The organism is uncultured Nostoc sp., assembly GCF_964245575.1.
In the GTDB taxonomy this organism is placed as follows: Bacteria; Cyanobacteriota; Cyanobacteriia; order Cyanobacteriales; family Nostocaceae; genus Nostoc.
This window is the reverse complement of sequence record NZ_CAXTNP010000003.1, coordinates 36,011-52,531: the sequence shown is the minus strand read 5'-3', so window position 1 is coordinate 52,531 and position 16,521 is coordinate 36,011. Positions and strand designations below refer to the sequence as shown.

At 43.1% G+C, this 16,521-nt stretch carries 9 protein-coding genes; 8 read left to right on the top strand and 1 reads right to left on the bottom strand.

The features are described 5' to 3' along the window. Positions 1-35: 35 nt before the first annotated feature. Positions 36-5,087 (top strand): hypothetical protein, encoded by a 5,052-nt coding sequence (locus tag ACFFAP_RS00965; protein WP_375509460.1) that lies wholly within the window; start codon positions 36-38, stop codon positions 5,085-5,087. A gap of 152 nt (positions 5,088-5,239) precedes the next feature. Here the strand turns inward: ACFFAP_RS00965 and ACFFAP_RS00960 are convergent, their stop codons facing one another. Further along, positions 5,240-5,578, bottom strand: coding sequence for a hypothetical protein (locus ACFFAP_RS00960; protein ID WP_375509459.1), 339 nt, complete (start codon positions 5,576-5,578; stop codon positions 5,240-5,242). Between the two features lie 630 nt (positions 5,579-6,208). On the opposite strand from ACFFAP_RS00960, the gene ACFFAP_RS00955 reads away from it, so the two are divergent. From ACFFAP_RS00955 to ACFFAP_RS00925, 7 genes are all read left to right on the top strand, one after another. Then, positions 6,209-7,045: a photosystem II manganese-stabilizing polypeptide gene (locus ACFFAP_RS00955; RefSeq protein ID WP_375509458.1), complete on the top strand. Its 837-nt coding sequence runs from the start codon at positions 6,209-6,211 to the stop codon at positions 7,043-7,045. 1,046 nt (positions 7,046-8,091) lie between these two features. Continuing rightward, entirely contained in the window at positions 8,092-8,868 is a 777-nt protein-coding gene (locus ACFFAP_RS00950; protein WP_375509457.1) for an RNA polymerase sigma factor SigF, read from the top strand. A 166-nt stretch (positions 8,869-9,034) separates the two neighbouring features. Then, positions 9,035-9,931 carry a hypothetical protein gene (locus tag ACFFAP_RS00945; RefSeq protein WP_375509456.1) on the top strand — a complete coding sequence of 299 codons (897 nt, stop codon included), beginning with the start codon at positions 9,035-9,037 and terminating at the stop codon, positions 9,929-9,931. A 2-nt stretch (positions 9,932-9,933) separates the two neighbouring features. Next, positions 9,934-10,185 carry a hypothetical protein gene (locus ACFFAP_RS00940; RefSeq protein ID WP_324985186.1) on the top strand — a complete coding sequence of 84 codons (252 nt, stop codon included), beginning with the start codon at positions 9,934-9,936 and terminating at the stop codon, positions 10,183-10,185. A 492-nt stretch (positions 10,186-10,677) separates the two neighbouring features. Continuing rightward, on the top strand, positions 10,678-10,917 hold the full coding sequence (locus ACFFAP_RS00935; protein ID WP_375509455.1) for a helix-turn-helix domain-containing protein: 240 nt from the start codon (positions 10,678-10,680) through the stop codon (positions 10,915-10,917). Positions 10,918-10,922: 5 nt separating this feature from the next. Beyond that, positions 10,923-15,515, top strand: a complete 4,593-nt coding sequence (locus tag ACFFAP_RS00930) for an ATP-binding protein (RefSeq protein ID WP_375509454.1) — start codon at positions 10,923-10,925, stop codon at positions 15,513-15,515. 103 nt (positions 15,516-15,618) lie between these two features. Beyond that, a complete protein-coding gene (locus ACFFAP_RS00925) occupies positions 15,619-16,521 on the top strand; it encodes an ABC transporter ATP-binding protein (protein ID WP_375509453.1) in 903 nt (300 codons plus the stop codon).

Sequence of the window (16,521 nt, the reverse complement as noted above, 5' to 3'; positions counted from 1 at the left end):
ATTCCCCATTCCCCATTCCCAATGCCCAATAACCAATGACTACTGACAAGCAGCTACAAGTCTACACAAAAGAAAATCAACATACTTTGCAAAGACTGATTAGAGCGATCGCACTTTCCGAAGGTCAATTTGCCCTAATTTTAGTTCGGTGTAACTATGGGCAATTATGTGAGCAAATGTTAGAAAATATTCGCTCCATCACCAAAGACATCTATATTAGAGAAATCGTTCTGAATCCATCAACTACTTCTTTACACAACACAATAGTTTCAGAACTATCTTTAGATAATCCTGCTGTCCTTACAGACTCTTTGCCATCAGCTGTAATGGTTTTCGGTATTGAGTCAAATACCGATCTAGAAAACTTACTTACAGGTATCAACCAAGCACGAGATATTTATGCCGCGACTTTTCCATTTCCAGTGGTATTGTGGCTACAAGATGATGTGGCATCATTGCTTTCAAGATTAGCGCCTGATTTTAAAAGTTGGGCTGCAACCACGATTAAATTTGAAATGGCCAAAGCAGATTTAATTGCTTTGATCCACCAAGAGGCAGAATCTCTATTTGCCAAAGTTTTAGAAGCAGGTGCCGAAACATTTTTATCTAATGCCTCCCTAGATTTAGATCCTAAGTCTCAACACCGTCACGAAATAGAATCAGCGCGTAATGATTTGCTGCGCCTTTACGGCTTTCAATTAACACCAGGATTAGAAGCTAGTTTAGAATTTGTTTTAGGGCGAGATAAATACGCCAACGATCAAATTAATGGTGCTTTAGTCAATTATCAAAGAAGCCTAGCATTGTGGCAGAAAGAAACAAAGAGAGGAGCAGAGTGGGAGAGTGATTCTTCTTTATCCCTCTCATCTCCTAACCCTACCCTTCTCTCATCTTTACTCAAGCAAGCAATAGTAGTATTCCATTTGGGGCTGTGTTATCACCGAATGGCAGACTTACACCAAAATAGTAATAGTAGCTATTGTGAAGATGCTCTGTTGTGGTTTAAACAATGCCTGGAAATATTGGAGGAGGTGCAAAGAGAAGACTTAGTTGCTAAATTTATTTTGCCTGCTTGTGAAATGCTGCAACGTTTACAAGCCTGGGATGACTTAAAAAAATTAGCTCAAAAGTCATTACATCTACATAAAACCTATGGAAGTCCTGCACAAGTTGCTCAAGATTATGGATTTTTGGCAAATGTGGCAGCTTCTGATTCAAATTGGATACTGGCTCATGAATTAGCGAATACAGCACTTTCTATCTCTGAAGAAGTAACACAAGCTTCTCTGCAAGACGCTTTGCGAAGGCGACGACAAGAAAGTTGGTATCTTCTCTTAATAGCACGTACACAGAGGCATCTAGGTGAGCCAGAGGAGGCTATCAATAATCTGGAATGGGCGAGGGTAGTTTGTGAGCTACAACATCAGCCATCTCTTTATTTAGAGATTTTAGAAGAACTGCGCTCGCTTTACTTTTTTGAGCGTCATGATTATACAGAAGCCTTTAAGCTCAAGCAAGAAAAAATTCAAATAGAACATCAGTATGGTTTTCGTGCCTTCATTGGGGCAAGCCAATTGCAGCCGCAACACTCTAGAATTAACCCAGCATTGGAATCTCAAAAAATACCGTTTATTTCTGAGGGAGTTGCCCAAGAAATATCTGCTTCTGGACGGCAGCAAGATGTCAATCGTTTGATTGAAAGAATTACTCGTGCAGACTACAAGCTTACAGTAATTTATGGGCCATCAGGTGTAGGTAAAAGTTCAACTCTTAAAGCTGGTTTAGTCCCAGCACTAAAAGGTAAAGTTATCAGTGAACGCATTCCTATACCTATTGTTTTGTCTGTTTACACTGATTGGCTCTCAGTCTTGATAAGCAGTCTAAATCAAGTGCTGGCATACACAGGAATATCGGTTAATATTGACTCTACACCCACTGTACTGCTAGAAAAAATTCGGTTAGCAACCGAGCGTAATTATACAATAATTATCATCTTAGACCAGTTTGAAGAATTTTTCTTTATTAGTAATCTTCCCACGCAAAGAATAGAATTTTACAAATTTTTTAGCGAATGTTTAAATATTTCATTTGTCAAAATTATTCTGTCATTAAGAGAAGATTATTTACATCATTTACTAGAATTTGAACGGTTGAGTCAAAAAAATAGTATTGGTCTATATGATTTAGGCGTAATTAATAAAAATATTCTCGATAAAGATATTCGCTACTATCTAGGAAAATTCTCTACCCAGGATGCTAAAGCCATAATTCATAGTCTTACTCAGCGTTCACATTATGAACTGAGTGATGAATTAATTAACCGATTAGTCCAGGATTTAACAGGAGAACTAGACGAAGTACATCCAATTGAATTACAAATAGTTGGCGCTCAACTACAAATAGAAAACATTACCACACTCGCACAATATAAGCTTTGCGGCGGCTCGACAAAATTGGTGGAACGCTGGCTTGGGGAGGTTATTAAAGATTGTGGTCAGGAGAATGAAGAGTTAACTTGGAAACTATTATTTGAGTTAACTGATGAAAAAGGCACGCGACCGTTAAAAACTAAAGCTGATTTAGCGGCTACATTAGTTAATAATCATCATATAGATACAATATCAAGCTTTGACACAGTTGGGGAACTGATTTTAGAAATATTGGTGGGTTCAGGTTTGGTATTGCGAGTTAGAGAAGAGTTAGGCGATCGCTACCAGCTAGTTCACGATTATTTAGTTGAACCAATTCGCCAAAAGAACAATTATGGTATGCTCGCGGAATTAGAAAAAATCAAACTTGAAAAAACTCAAGCTGAAGTCGCCCAACAACTTAGTCAAAAGCAACTCAATTTGGTATTGCAACGGCGACTGCGGGAAGCACGAATAGCAGGCGCAGTGCTGGCAATCATGGGGGGAACAATAGCAGCATTATGGTGGCAAGCCGACTTGCAAAAAAGAGCAGCAATCCGCCAAACTCTACGAGCTGAACGCAGTCAAAGCAACTTGAACATTAGTGCGATCGCTGCTGCTAGTGAAGCTTTATTTGCCTCTAATAAAGAATTTGATGCTTTATTAGAAAGTTTGCGGGCTTGGAGAGAACTTAAACAGGCTGATGGAGTGCAGCCAGATACCCGAATGCGGGTGGTGACAGCCCTCCAACAGGCAGTTTATGGGGTAACAGAGGCTAACCGCTTAGAAGGGCACGCTGATATTGTCTGGGGAGTAGCTTTCAGCCCAGATGGCCAATTACTAGCATCAGGTAGCCGAGATCAGACAGTGAAAATTTGGCGTCCTGACGGTACTTTACTCCAAACCCTTAAAGGTCACACTGATGCTGTCACTTGTGTAACTTTTAGCCATGATGGTCAATTTCTCGCCTCCGCCAGCCTCGACAAAACAGTGCAAATCTGGCGCAAAAACCGGGTTACAGGTGAATTTGACCGCAAGCCATATAAAACCCTCAAAGGACACGGTGATTCTGTTGACAGTGTTAGTTTCAGTCCTGATGGCGAGTTGTTAGCTACAGGCAGTCAGGATACAACCGTAAAAATCTGGCGCAAAGACGGTAGTTTAGTAAAAATACTGAAAGGACATCTTGGCTGGGTTAACTGGGTAAATTTCAGTCCCGATGGTCAATTCATTGCCTCGGCCAGCGACGATAAGACAGTGAAAATCTGGCGACGGGACGGTAGCCTTGTGACAACTTTGCAGGGACATCAGCAGAATGTGATGATGGCTGTTTTTAGCCCAGATGGTAATTTGTTGGCGTCAACAGGTCAAGATAAAACAGTGAAACTTTGGCGGCGGGAAATTAACGCCACTAAAGACGGTTTTGACTTTCGTCTTTACAAAACTTTACGCCACCATACCAGGAGAGTGTGGAGTTTGAGCTTTAGTTCCGATAGTAAAAAGTTAGCTTCCGCAGGTGAAGACAACACCATAAACCTCTGGAGTAGTACTGGTACTTTACTCAAAACCTTCAAAGGACACAGCGATGCTGTTGTCAGCATCGCTTTCAGTCCAAATAACAAATTTCTAGCTTCAGGAAGTTATGACAAAAGCGTGAAACTATGGAGTTTAGATGCCCCAAGACCGTCTATTCTTCAAGGGCATCAGAAACGAGTTTTGAGCGTTGCTTGGAGTCCCGACGGTCAGATGCTAGCTTCTGGGAGTAGCGATCGCACTGTCAAACTTTGGCAACGATACACCAGTAGAGGTGAGGTGAAAACCCGACTTTACAAAACTTTAGTGGGGCACACAGATCAAATTCCTAGTGTCAGTTTTGACCCCAAAGGTGAAATGCTGGCCTCAGGGAGTTATGACAAAACAGTGAAACTTTGGCGGCTTGACGGTACCTTAATCATGACTCTCCACGGGCATACTGATAGTGTGATGAGCGTGAGTTTCAGCCCTGATGGTGAGTTTTTGGCATCAGCTAGCAAAGATAAAACAGTGAAACTTTGGAACCGAGAGGGCAAGTTGCTTAAAACCTTAGTGGGGCATCAGGGTTGGGTAAATAGTGTAAATTTTAGTCCTGATAGTCAGATTTTAGCTTCCGCCAGTGATGACCAAACTGTAAAATTGTGGCGACGGGATGGTACTTTGCTCAAAACTTTTTCACCCCATGACAGTTGGGTGATGGGTGTCAGCTTTAGTCCCACTGACGAGTTATTGGCTTCTGCCAGCTGGGATAACACCGTAAAACTGTGGCGACGGGATGGTACCTTGTTAAAAACCTTGTTAAAGGGGTACAGCGATAGCGTCAATGCCGTGACTTTCAGTCCCAATGGTGAATTGCTCGCTGCCGCCAGTTGGGACAGTACAGTGAAACTCTGGAGCCGTGAAGGCAAATTAATTAAAAGTCTTAATGGGCATCGCGCTGCGGTATTAAGTGTCAGTTTTAGCCCAGATGGACAAACACTAGCATCAGCCAGTGATGACAACACGATAATTCTGTGGAATTTACATCTTGATGATCTGCTTGTTCGTGGTTGCGACTGGGTGGGCGATTACCTCAAACACAACCGCAATCTTGAAAAGCGTGATCGCATTCTTTGTGATGATATAACCACTACAAACCCTTTTTAATTCCGAATTCCGTAGCTTGCTTCTCGCCAAAGGCGAGTATTACGAATTAGCTTGAAGCCTCAATGAGCAACCGCTCTTGGTTTAGCGGTTGATGAGGCGATCAGAGATTATTAATTCAAAGCTAGAAACTTATTTTGAGTTGATCAGCCGTATCAGCCATCGCTCTGCAAAACTTCATGATTATTATCTGCGGGAGCCTCTTGTGGCAAATTCGCTAAAAAGGCTTGTAGCTTCATGCGCTCAATATAAGGCCAGCCTCCCTCAGACTCAATATCTTTCAGTAGTGAGTAGAGTTGCCGACGGTTAACAGGCAAACTCTCTTGAAAAATCCCATCACGGATCTCTCGGTGTAAATGCTCTAATTGCCTAAGCATTGCCAAAAGAGCTACACTATCGCCTTGACAACCTTGAACTGCATCATACACCACAGTTGCGATCGCTTGCAGTTTACAAGACAACTCCCCTAATTCAAGATTCTTGTTATCGTTCATGCCATCCTTTCCGTATAAATGAAGTCAACTCAAATTTACCGGAGATTTTTAATTTTCCCTAGTTTGCCAATAGTTCTTCTAGAAAATGAAGCTTCTGTAAGCTTCTAGATGAGTTTTTTCTGGAATCTCCGTTTCCCCCTGCCCCCTGCCTCTTCGTTGACTAAGGGGTGAATATAACTAGATTTGTATCTTTATCAAAAGCAATTGCGATCGCTCGTAAAAGAGCGTAGTAACCTTTACCATAGCCTTTACAGCAGCTAGATGCGATCAATATCAGACTTTCTTGGATTTTGAGTACTTTGATTTTGAGTTAAAAAAAATCGTATGATCTGGCTGATTTACCCATCAAACAATGGGCTGTATGTAGTGGCGTCACATACATGATACAAAATAGACTTGGGCGACGCCGCTTTTGCTATAGCAAGAGCAAAGTGCGAAGCAGCGACACGTTTAAGTACGTTTAGCAGAGAAAAGTTTGAGTGGCGACTGCCAACCTATACGCCCGGACACTTGTTTCAACTCAAGAATCAGAGCAATGCAATGTCCGATAAAGGATGGCTTCTCGTCAAAGATCAAAGCTTCGATGCAGTTTTACAACTTAGATATTAATTTTTGAGATTGAGGTTGACCATGAGGTATCGCGCTTTAATTGTTGCATTCTTGGCTTTGTGCCTGGGGCTAATAACTGCTTGTAGTGATGCTCCTGCTGTTAGTAGTGGTAGAGATGTACTCACTTACGATCAAATTCGCGGCACTGGCTTGGCTAACAAATGCCCCCAACTAACAGAAACAAGCCGTGGCTCCATTCCCATTGATTCTAGCCAGTCATACACCATCAAAGAACTTTGCTTAGAACCAACCAGCTTCTTCATCAAAGAAGAACCTGCTAATAAACGCCAACAAGCAGAATTTGTTGCTGGCAAATTGTTGACCAGATACACTTCCACCATTGACCAGGTGCAAGGCAACTTAAAAATCAACCCAGATAATAGCCTCACCTTTGTGGAAACTGATGGTCTTGATTTCCAAGCCATCACTGTGCAACTTCCTGGTGGTGAGCGAGTACCTTTCCTCTTCACCATCAAAAACTTGGTTGCTCAAACCCAACCCCGTTTGAGCAGTATTAACACCTCTACGGACTTTGAAGGCACCTTCAAAGTTCCTTCCTATCGTGGTGCTGCCTTCCTAGATCCAAAGGGTCGTGGTGTCGTTAGTGGCTACGATAATGCTGTGGCTCTCCCCGCCCAAGCGGATGATGAAGAACTTACCCGCACTAACGTCAAGCGTGCTGAAAATCTTAATGGCAAGATTTCTTTGCAAATCGCTAAAATCGATAGCTCTAGTGGTGAAATTGCTGGTACTTTCCAGAGCGAACAGCCATCTGATACTGATTTAGGTGCTGGCGAACCTAAAGAAGTTAAGATTCGCGGTCTATTTTTTGCACGGGTTGAACCGGCTCGTGCCTAAACTCTCTGGAGTTAGGTAACTGACTGGCATTCAGAACTACAATTCTGTAAGCATCAGGTTTCATTACAAAAGTTAACTTCTTTGCCTTCATTTTCAGGGCTGTTTCATTCCGATAAAAGCATCACAGCGACGAAAAGAGACAAAGGTTCAAGGGGAGACAAGAGAAAAATTCTTCCTTCCCTTGTCCCCAGCTTTTCAAGAGGCTTTTAAAGAATGAAACAGCCCTGCTTTTTTTAGGGAGGTAGATAGGTTTTTTAGAAAGAGGAAGGAAGATTAAAGCCGAGCAAAATTGTGCGCGAAATAATCATTGCAATTGGGAAAAGTTTAATACTTCGTTCTTGTGGCAACTTGATTCATCCCTTTACCCCCAATACGGTTCGGTTAAAGGGGAAAAGCGAAAGGTTTAAATTTACCCCTTACCCTTCCCGCAAAACCCAATTCCCAGACCAGAAGGGAGGTGGAAGAGTGCTTATCTGACCGTATTGTCTTTACTCCGTACCCTTTAACCTTTTCGCTTTCATTAAAAGATTATGAACTTAAATACAACAAAAAGCGAGATGCTTTTTGTTGTATTTAATTGCGTAAATTTACTTACTATTTTATAAAATTATTAGTAATTTTTAATTATTGGATGAATTTCGGTTTAATGAACACGTAATTTTACTGTAAATCAGACTTTTGCTTATCCAACAAAATTCCGGCTACTGTTGTTTTGTTTATAAAAATTAGCTTCAGCATTAATTAATTAAAGTTAAGTACAATCTCGGTTTTATATTTGGTAACTAATTTTATATTTTATTTCTATGTAGTTATAAAAACAGCTACAGATCATACTGAAGAGCAATAACCAACTAAATACCGATTTTGCTTATTTAAACTTTGCTCGATTGTCAAGCAAGTCTATGGAAGTTTTTTTAGAAAAACGTTGTTATCTACCAGAGAATTTGCTAAGGCATATAGCACAACATTATCTTTGATATCGTGCGTTCGCAGCTGAGTTTAAAAGAGAAAAATTAATTGTTGATTTACTTAATAAACAAAGGTCTATGCCTACCACAACCACCAATGAACTGAAACATGAAATTTGGCAGTTGTTACGAGAATATCAGCAATCTCCGTCAGAAAATGTTCGCAATAAGCTGGTACAACTTAATTTTGGACTTGTGAGAAAAGAAGCTCACTACTGGACGAATCAATGTCATGAAACCTACGATGATTTGCTCCAGGTTGGATCTTTGGGTTTAATCAGGGCGATTGAAAAATTTGAACTTTCCAAGGGACATGCCTTTAGTTCCTATGCTCTTCCCTATATTCGGGGTGAAATTCAACACTATCTCCGAGATAAAGGTGTTACCGTGCGAATTCCTCGCAAGTGGTTAGCACTGCAACAGCAAGCAATAGGACTGTCACGTTCTTGGCGTGAAAAGCATAATCGCCAACCAACAGACTCAGAATTAGCAACAGCATTGGAAATTTCTGCAAACGAATGGCAAGAAATTAAATTAGCATGGATAAATCGCGCTCCCTTGAGTCTTGATGTGCCAATCCAAGATGGAGAAGAAGGCTCTACCTGTTTGGGAGAATTAGTTCCAGATCCTAACTATCGTAGCTTTCAACTAGTACAAGAAGACCAACTTCGCTTGCAACAAGCATTGGTTCAGCTAGAACAACGCACCCGCGATGTGTTGGAATGTGTGTTTTTACAGGATTTAACACAAAAACAAGTTGCAGAACATCTGGGAATTAGTGTAGTAACAGTTTCCCGTAGAGTTAAGAAAGGTCTGGATTTGATGAAAAAGCTTATGGGTGTGGCAGAAGATTGACTACAAATAAACACCAAGCCGCAGTTATGCCCAGGAGGCAGTGCTAAAAATAACCCTTAAAATGTAAAAAGTTAGGTTATAAAGGGAACATACTTTGCCTTTGATCCAAATTTTAGGCATGTTGATTTGCACTTTCCAATTTTTCAATGGCTTTTGAGAACAACTCATGGGCAGAAATTTAAAAATTACAATTGCAGCTATTTTAACTTTGACGATCACTGGATGTGCTTCTGAAGATACACCACAAGTGATCAATCCTGCGCCGATTCCCAAAATAGCAGCAAAGTCGCCACCAACAGCTCAATCCTTTAAGAATCCAGTCATACTTGCCAAACAGGTTTCACAAGTTACTCCTGCATCTGCTAACTTGATTCAATCCACTAATGCTACAGAGCGGATACCGCTAGTTCAGCTATCAAAAGATCGAAGTGACCCGTTTGCACAACTTTTTGGGCAAACGGTTCCTGGAATGCCTAAAACATCTGGAAGACCTGTTCCCGTGTTGCCTAAGCTACCTACTCCATCGATAGCAGTCCGAAAACTTCCAACACGCAGGATAGTTATAAATAGACCTGTTCCCGTATCGCCTAAGCTACCTACTGCATCACTAGCAGTCCGAAAACTTCCAACACGCAGTATAGCTAAAAAGCTTAATCCTACTTTGATTTCAGTCTTACCTAAGGTTTTGCCTCAAGTTGTCCCCAACCCAGCTTTAGTATCTGTATTGCCACCGCCAGCACAACCTGAGTTAGCAAAGGCAGTTGTTGTGACTGGTGTAGTTCTAATTAGTAAGGAACCACAGGCAATTATCAAAGTACCGGATGAGCCGACGAGTCGCTATGTGCAGGCGGGACAGCGATTAGCAAATGGCGTACTGGTTAAACGGATTGAAATGAATCAGGGCTACAACCCCATCGTGATTCTGGAACAATATGGTATTGAAGTTGCCAAAATGGTAGGGGAAGGGGCTGTCAATTCAACGCCGTCAGCTGCATCTGCTATCGGCAATCCTGTTTCACTGACAACGCCCCCCTCAAATCCTTTTAATGTTGGAGCTTCATAAAGATGGAGACTAAGGAAAAAATTGAATTCGCTGGTTTGCCTTTAGCTGTCTATAGAGAGATAGCAGCTCATTTACATCAAGTCGAAGGGGTAGAAGTGGAGTTAATTCCCCAATCATCCCAAGAGTTTGATTACAATCAAAGTCAAATTGGTGGCTTGTGTATCTCGTGGACAGCAAACTCTGGTTCAGAAAGTCGGCAACGAGTTAACCAAATTTTGGCTTACTATCAAAATCGCTATATGAATCCTATTTGATTTGTAAAAATTTAAATTTTAGATTCCCGACTTCTTTGAGTAATCGGGAATTTTTTTGTTCACAAATGACTAAGTAGAGCTTACACATTGACAGGAAAGACCAAATATAAATGATTTGAAAAACCACATCTGTCGTAAGGGCACAGCAATGCTGTGCCCTTACAGCGCGGGTCTATTTATCATCAAAGAATGATTAATAAAAGCCTGAAACGACGTATTTACCTTGATACACAACATAATTTTTTTGTACAGTGCGTAAGTCCTAGTGAGTCTGTGTCATTAATAATTTTGCTGGGTTCGTAGTAAGCACAAAGCGTGCTTAAAAATCTAGGACTAAAGTCCTTACTACGAACTTGTTCACCCCTCGTAACTAATGAGACAGACCACTAGTAAGAAAGAGCCTTCATTGGCAATAAACTCTATTAGCAGATATTTTTGCATTTATCACATCTGTTATAGTCTAGACAGTTCAATTAAGGAAAGCTCAACTTGATGGCAGCCTTGGAAGATGTAAAAATTGCAGCGTTGATTCGGGAAGCTCGGCAGCTACTGCAACTGTCTCAAGTTGAGTTTGCCGGCAAAGTCGGTGTGTCATTTCAGAGTGTCAATCGATGGGAGAATGCACGAAACAGACCAATTCCCCTAGCACTTAAGCAGATTGAAAGATTGTTACATGATATGGGAGAACCAGGTGAAAACCTCTTAACCAAATACTTTAGCAATCAGGACTAGCAGCGATGACACCTGAAAAAGAAGGTATAGCTGTTAACAGTGTTTTTATTCAAGGTGGCGAAATTGGAAATCTGATGAGATCGCTCGATTGGTCGCAGACTGCTTTAGGTTATGTGGCTGATTGGCCCCAGAGCTTACGGAGTGCCATTAGCATCTTGCTGGCTTCTAAAGCTCAGATTTGCCTCTTCTGGGGTTCGGAATTAATCACGCTTTATAACGATGCCTATCGCCCTGTCCTTGCCTCAAAACATCCCTGGGCGCTCAGTCGCCCTGCCCATGAAGCGTGGAGCGAAGTCTGGAATGTTTTAGAACCTTTGCTCAAGGGTGTTGTTGCGACAGGAGTTGCATTTTGGGCGCAAGATTATTTATTTTTCGTGAATCGACGCGGTTACATTGAGGAAACTTACTTCGATGTCTCCTACGATCCCGTGCGAGATGAAAGTGGGAAAGTTGGCGGAGTGTTTTGCATTGTTAGTGAGACAACAGGACGAGTGCTGGGCGATCGCCGCTTACAAACCTTGAGCTTACTAAGTAGGGAAACGGCTCAAGCAAAGACCGTGGAAGCGGCTTGCCTGTCTGCAATTCAAGCCTTAGCAACCAATTCTCATGACATCCCCTTTGCCATGCTATATCAGGTAGAGGCAGACGGTATCAACGCAAAGCTGGTTGCAACTACTCCAATTGAGGAAACAGGGGCAATTCCATCGAGAGTGAACTTAACTCAACAGAGCGATGCATGGAAACTCACACAAGTTTATCATACCGGGGAAGCAGCAATCGTTGATGATTTGACAACTCGGTTTGGGGCTTTGCCCACAGGAGCTTGGGACAAACCCCCCTCTGCTGCTTGGGTCGTGCCGCTGATCCCAGGTGGACAAAAACAAATTTTTGGATTGCTGGTATTGGGCATCAATCCCCATCGGGCTTTTGAGGAGGATTACCGAAAGTTCTTCGATTTGCTGGTAGGTAACATGACGATCGCGATCGCTAATGCCCGTGCTTATGAAGAAGAACGCAAGCGACTGGAGGCACTAGCAGAACTGGATCGAGCTAAAACGACCTTCTTCAACAACGTCAGCCACGAATTTCGCACTCCCCTAACGCTGATGCTGTCGCCACTGAAAGAGACCTTAACCGAATTAGACGGAATTCTTCCAGCCAAAGCGCAAGCGCAATTAGAGATGGTGCAGCGCAATGGCACACGCCTGCTCAAGCTAGTCAATACGCTGTTAGATTTCTCGCGCATTGAAGCCGGATGCACCATAGCTAGTTATGAGCCAATTGATTTAGCCACGTATACCGCAGAACTGGCAAGTATTTTCCGGTCTGCTGCTGCCTCGGCGGGACTACAATTAATTGTGGATTGTCCTCCCCTAGCAGAACCCGTTTACGTAGATCGCGAAATGTGGGAGAAGATTGTGTTAAATCTGCTCTCCAATGCATTGAAGTTTACCTTTGTTGGAGAGATTGCAGTTTCTTTGCGCCAGGTTGGGATGATAATATCATTGGTAGTGCATGATACTGGTAATGGGATTCCGGCAGATGAGGTTCCCCAGTTATTTGAGCGGTTTTATCGAGTTAAAGGTGTCAAAGGTCGCACCTTTGAGGGCACGGGCATTGGGCTGTCGCTAGTGCAAGAATTAGTCCAGATGCATAGTGGGACAATCACCGTTGACAGCACCTTCGGTCAAGGCAGTACCTTTACTGTTCAATTGCCAACTGGAACGGCTCACTTACCCCTAGATTGCCTTAATACTAGCCAAACCAGTGTTTCTACTGCTTCTGGAGCAATGTCTTATGTTGAGGAAGCTTTAGGGTGGCTCCCGAAAGAAGCTGTTGAGAAGGAAGAATTCTCCCCTTTGTCCCCCTACTCCTCTGCTTCCTCTGCCCGGATTCTGCTGGTAGATGACAACACCGATATGCGGAATTATTTGCGACGGATTTTGGGCGAGTACTACAAAGTGGAGGTGGCAATTGAAGGTGAAACTGCTTTAGCTGCCGCATACAACGACCCGCCTGATTTGATCCTCAGCGATGTGATGATGCCAGGAATGGATGGCATTGAATTGCTGCGGCAGTTACGGGCTGATTTAAGAACGTGCGAAATTCCCATTCTGCTACTATCTGCCCGGGCTGGAGAAGAATCGGCAGTCGAAGGGTTGGAGTCTGGAGCAGATGATTATTTGGTGAAGCCATTCAGCCAACGTGAATTACTGGCGCGGGTTGCCGCCAATATAGAGTTAGGACGAGTGCGCCTTGCTGCGAGTCAGCAACGTTTTCGTTTTCTGGCTGAATCCATTCCCCAAATGGTATGGACGGCTGATGCAATTGGTCGGGTAGATTATTACAGCCCTCGCTGGCTTGACTACACTGGGTTGACACTAGAGCAAATCCAGGGGATCGGTTGGCAGAACCTCATCCACCCAGAGGAACGAGAACACACTATCTCGCTGTGGACTCAAGCCGCTCAAATGGGCACAAGCTACGAGGTTGAACATCGTTTGAGACAGGTAGATGGAACCTATCGTTGGCATCTCACCCGCGCTTTACCAATGCTCAATGAAAACAGTCAAATTATTCGCTGGTATGGCACTTGCACAGATATCAGCGCTCACAAACTTGCACAAGAAACCTTACGCCGATCTGAGGAACGCTATCGAACGCTGTTTGAGTCCATTGACGAAGGATTTTGCGTGATCGAAATGCTGTTTGATGAAAACGATACGCCAAGCGATTACCGCTTTTTAGAAATCAGTCCCTCCTTTGAGAAACAAACGGGACTCAAAGACGTACAAGGCAAAAGGATGCGCGAGCTGGCTCCGAATCATGAAAAGCATTGGTTTGAAATTTACGGCAAAGTCGCCATGACGGGCGAACCCGTTCGCTTTGAGAATTGCGCTGTTGCCCTACAACGTTGGTTCGACGTTTTTGCATTTCGCATTGGGCAGCCGCAGCACCGAAAAGTCGCCGTCCTTTTCAAGGATATCAGCGATGCCTATCGGCAAGCTACGCAACGCAAACTTACCGAAGCAGCCCTGAGAGAAAGTGAAGAGTTAAAGCAACGAATTTTGGAGAGCAGTCATGATTGCATCAAAGTTTTAACGTTAGATGGGCGGCTACTCTACTTGAATCAAGGCGGGTTGCATCTTCTAGATATTGATGATCCTGCGTCCATTCTTAACGCCGAGTGGATTGGTTTTTGGCAAGGCGAAGACCGAGAAAATGCCAAAGCGGCGATCGCCGCAGCCAAAACAGGTAATGTCGGTCAATTTCAGGGCTACTGCCCCACAGCAAAGGGTAAGCCAAAATGGTGGGATGTGATTGTTACTTCCGTCCGAAATGCATCAGGAATTATTGCACAACTCTTAGTCGTCTCACGCGATATTACAAAGCAAAAGCAAGCGGAAGCTGAACGCGAACAACTTTTTTTGCGTGAGCAAGCTGCACGTGAACAAGCTCAGACAGCGAATCGGATTAAAGATGAGTTTCTGGCAGTGCTATCACATGAATTGCGATCGCCCCTCAATCCTATCCTGGGTTGGTCTAAGTTGCTTCGCAATGGGACATTAAATGCCGCAAAAACGGCTATTGCTTTGGAAACAATCGAGCGCAATGCCAAACTCCAGGCACAATTAATTGAAGATTTGTTAGATATCTCTCGCATCTTGTCTGGCAAACTCAATTTAGAAATGGCTCCTGTTAACTTGGCATCCACGATTGAAGCAGCTATTGAAACCGTGCGTTTAGCAGCAGAAGCGAAGTCAATTCAAATTCAGAGAGTATTTGACCCAAAAATTGGGCAGATTTTGGGAGATTCTGCTCGTTTACAGCAAGTATTTTGGAATTTGCTTACTAACGCTGTAAAATTTAGTTTCGCTGGTGGACGGGTTGAAATTCGGTTAGAGTGCCAAGACTCGCAGGCTCAAATTACTGTTAGCGACACGGGTAAAGGTATTAATCGTGACTTTCTCCCCTACGTGTTTGAATCCTTTCGTCAGGCGGACGCGACAACAACTAGAAAGTTTGGCGGATTAGGGTTAGGGCTGGCGATCGTGCGTCATCTGGTTGAACTGCATGGAGGTACTGTTCAAGTAGACAGTCCTGGAGAAGGACAGGGAGCCATCTTTAATGTCAGGTTTCCCTTGATGAAAGCACAAGGTTCTAGCCAGAAAGTACAAGAGGACTCATCATTTTTTACTTTTAACACCTCACCTCTGACAGGAATACGGTTATTAATAGTTGATGATGATGAAGATATCCGTGATTTTTTAGGCTTTGTCCTTGAGCAGGCGGGAGCAGAGGTTAGTATTGTGACATCGGCAATAGAAGCACTGCAAGCGATAGAGCAATCACCACCAGATATTTTGTTGAGTGACATTGGGATGCCAGAGATGGATGGCTATATGCTGATTCGACAAATTCGAGCAATGCCACCCGAACAAGGTGGGCAAATTTTGGCTTTAGCCCTCTCGGCTTATGCTGGAGAAGTTAATCGCCAACAAGCTCTAGCCGCCGGATTTCAGCAGCATGTTGCAAAACCAATAGACCCAGACACATTAATTGCAGTCATTCTAGATATAATCGCCAAGAGAAATTAAATTTCAAGATAAGTGTGTAGATGCTTCTGCGGCTTCCCGCAGGGTGGGTCGGCTTGTGACCATCAATTGGGGATTTTAAATTTTTAATTGGAGCAAAATAACTATGACTGCTGCTGTCTTTCTAGAAAATGTCTACAAGTTTTACAACAATGTACCTGTAGTCAATGACCTGTCATTCCAAATTGAAGCGGGGGAAATATTTGCTCTACTCGGCCCGAACGGTGCGGGTAAATCAACCACAATTCGGATGCTGACTACACTAACAAAACCCTCCCAAGGACGGATAGAAGTAGGTGGATATGATGTTATGAGCCAAGCAATGCTGGCAAAACAGAGTATTGGCGTAGTCTTGCAGCAAACCAGTGTGGATAACGATTTAAGCGTTTGGGAAAATATGGAACTGCATGGGAGGCTACATCACATTAGCAACCCACAGCGACAAAAACTCATTAATCGATGGTTAGAGTATGTTGAGTTAGCAGACAAACGTAATGATTTGGTAAAAACCCTGTCTGGGGGTATGAAACGACGGTTGCAGATTGCGAGAGCTTTATTGCATCAACCGCAAATTCTCTTTTTGGATGAACCAACGGTAGGACTAGACCCCCAAACTAGGCGACGCCTCTGGGAAATTATTCGGGATTTGAATAAGCAGGGAATGACGATGCTACTGACGACCCATTATATGGATGAGGTCGAATTTTTGTGCGATGCTTTTGGTTCTACCAAGCCAGGACGCATCGGTATTATGGATAGCGGTAAGCTGATTTCTTTAGGAACTTTACAACAGCTGCGTTCTGCTCACGGTGAAGGTTTGGTGATGAAACAATTAGGTGTGTCTGATGTGGGAAGTGATGGTGCTCGTAGTTGGGAATATCTGTTTTTCCCATCCTTAGAAGCAGCAAATATCTACTTGAATGAACAGCCCGATAAAACCGGAATGATGGTGCGTCCCTCTAATCTGGAAGATATTTTTGTGGAATTAACGGGACGCCAGTTAGATTAA

Excerpts from the sequence above, each read along its gene's own strand:
- ACFFAP_RS00925 (WP_375509453.1), top strand. The coding sequence starts at position 15,619 with ATGACTGCTGCTGTCTTTCTAGAAAATGTCTACAAGTTTTACAACAAT.
- ACFFAP_RS00945 (WP_375509456.1), top strand. The coding sequence starts at position 9,035 with ATGGGCAGAAATTTAAAAATTACAATTGCAGCTATTTTAACTTTGACG.
- ACFFAP_RS00960 (WP_375509459.1), bottom strand. The coding sequence starts at position 5,578 with ATGAACGATAACAAGAATCTTGAATTAGGGGAGTTGTCTTGTAAACTG.
- ACFFAP_RS00935 (WP_375509455.1), top strand. The coding sequence starts at position 10,678 with ATGGCAGCCTTGGAAGATGTAAAAATTGCAGCGTTGATTCGGGAAGCT.
- ACFFAP_RS00940 (WP_324985186.1), top strand. The coding sequence starts at position 9,934 with ATGGAGACTAAGGAAAAAATTGAATTCGCTGGTTTGCCTTTAGCTGTC.
- ACFFAP_RS00965 (WP_375509460.1), top strand. The coding sequence starts at position 36 with ATGACTACTGACAAGCAGCTACAAGTCTACACAAAAGAAAATCAACAT.
- ACFFAP_RS00950 (WP_375509457.1), top strand. The coding sequence starts at position 8,092 with ATGCCTACCACAACCACCAATGAACTGAAACATGAAATTTGGCAGTTG.
- ACFFAP_RS00955 (WP_375509458.1), top strand. The coding sequence starts at position 6,209 with ATGAGGTATCGCGCTTTAATTGTTGCATTCTTGGCTTTGTGCCTGGGG.
- ACFFAP_RS00930 (WP_375509454.1), top strand. The coding sequence starts at position 10,923 with ATGACACCTGAAAAAGAAGGTATAGCTGTTAACAGTGTTTTTATTCAA.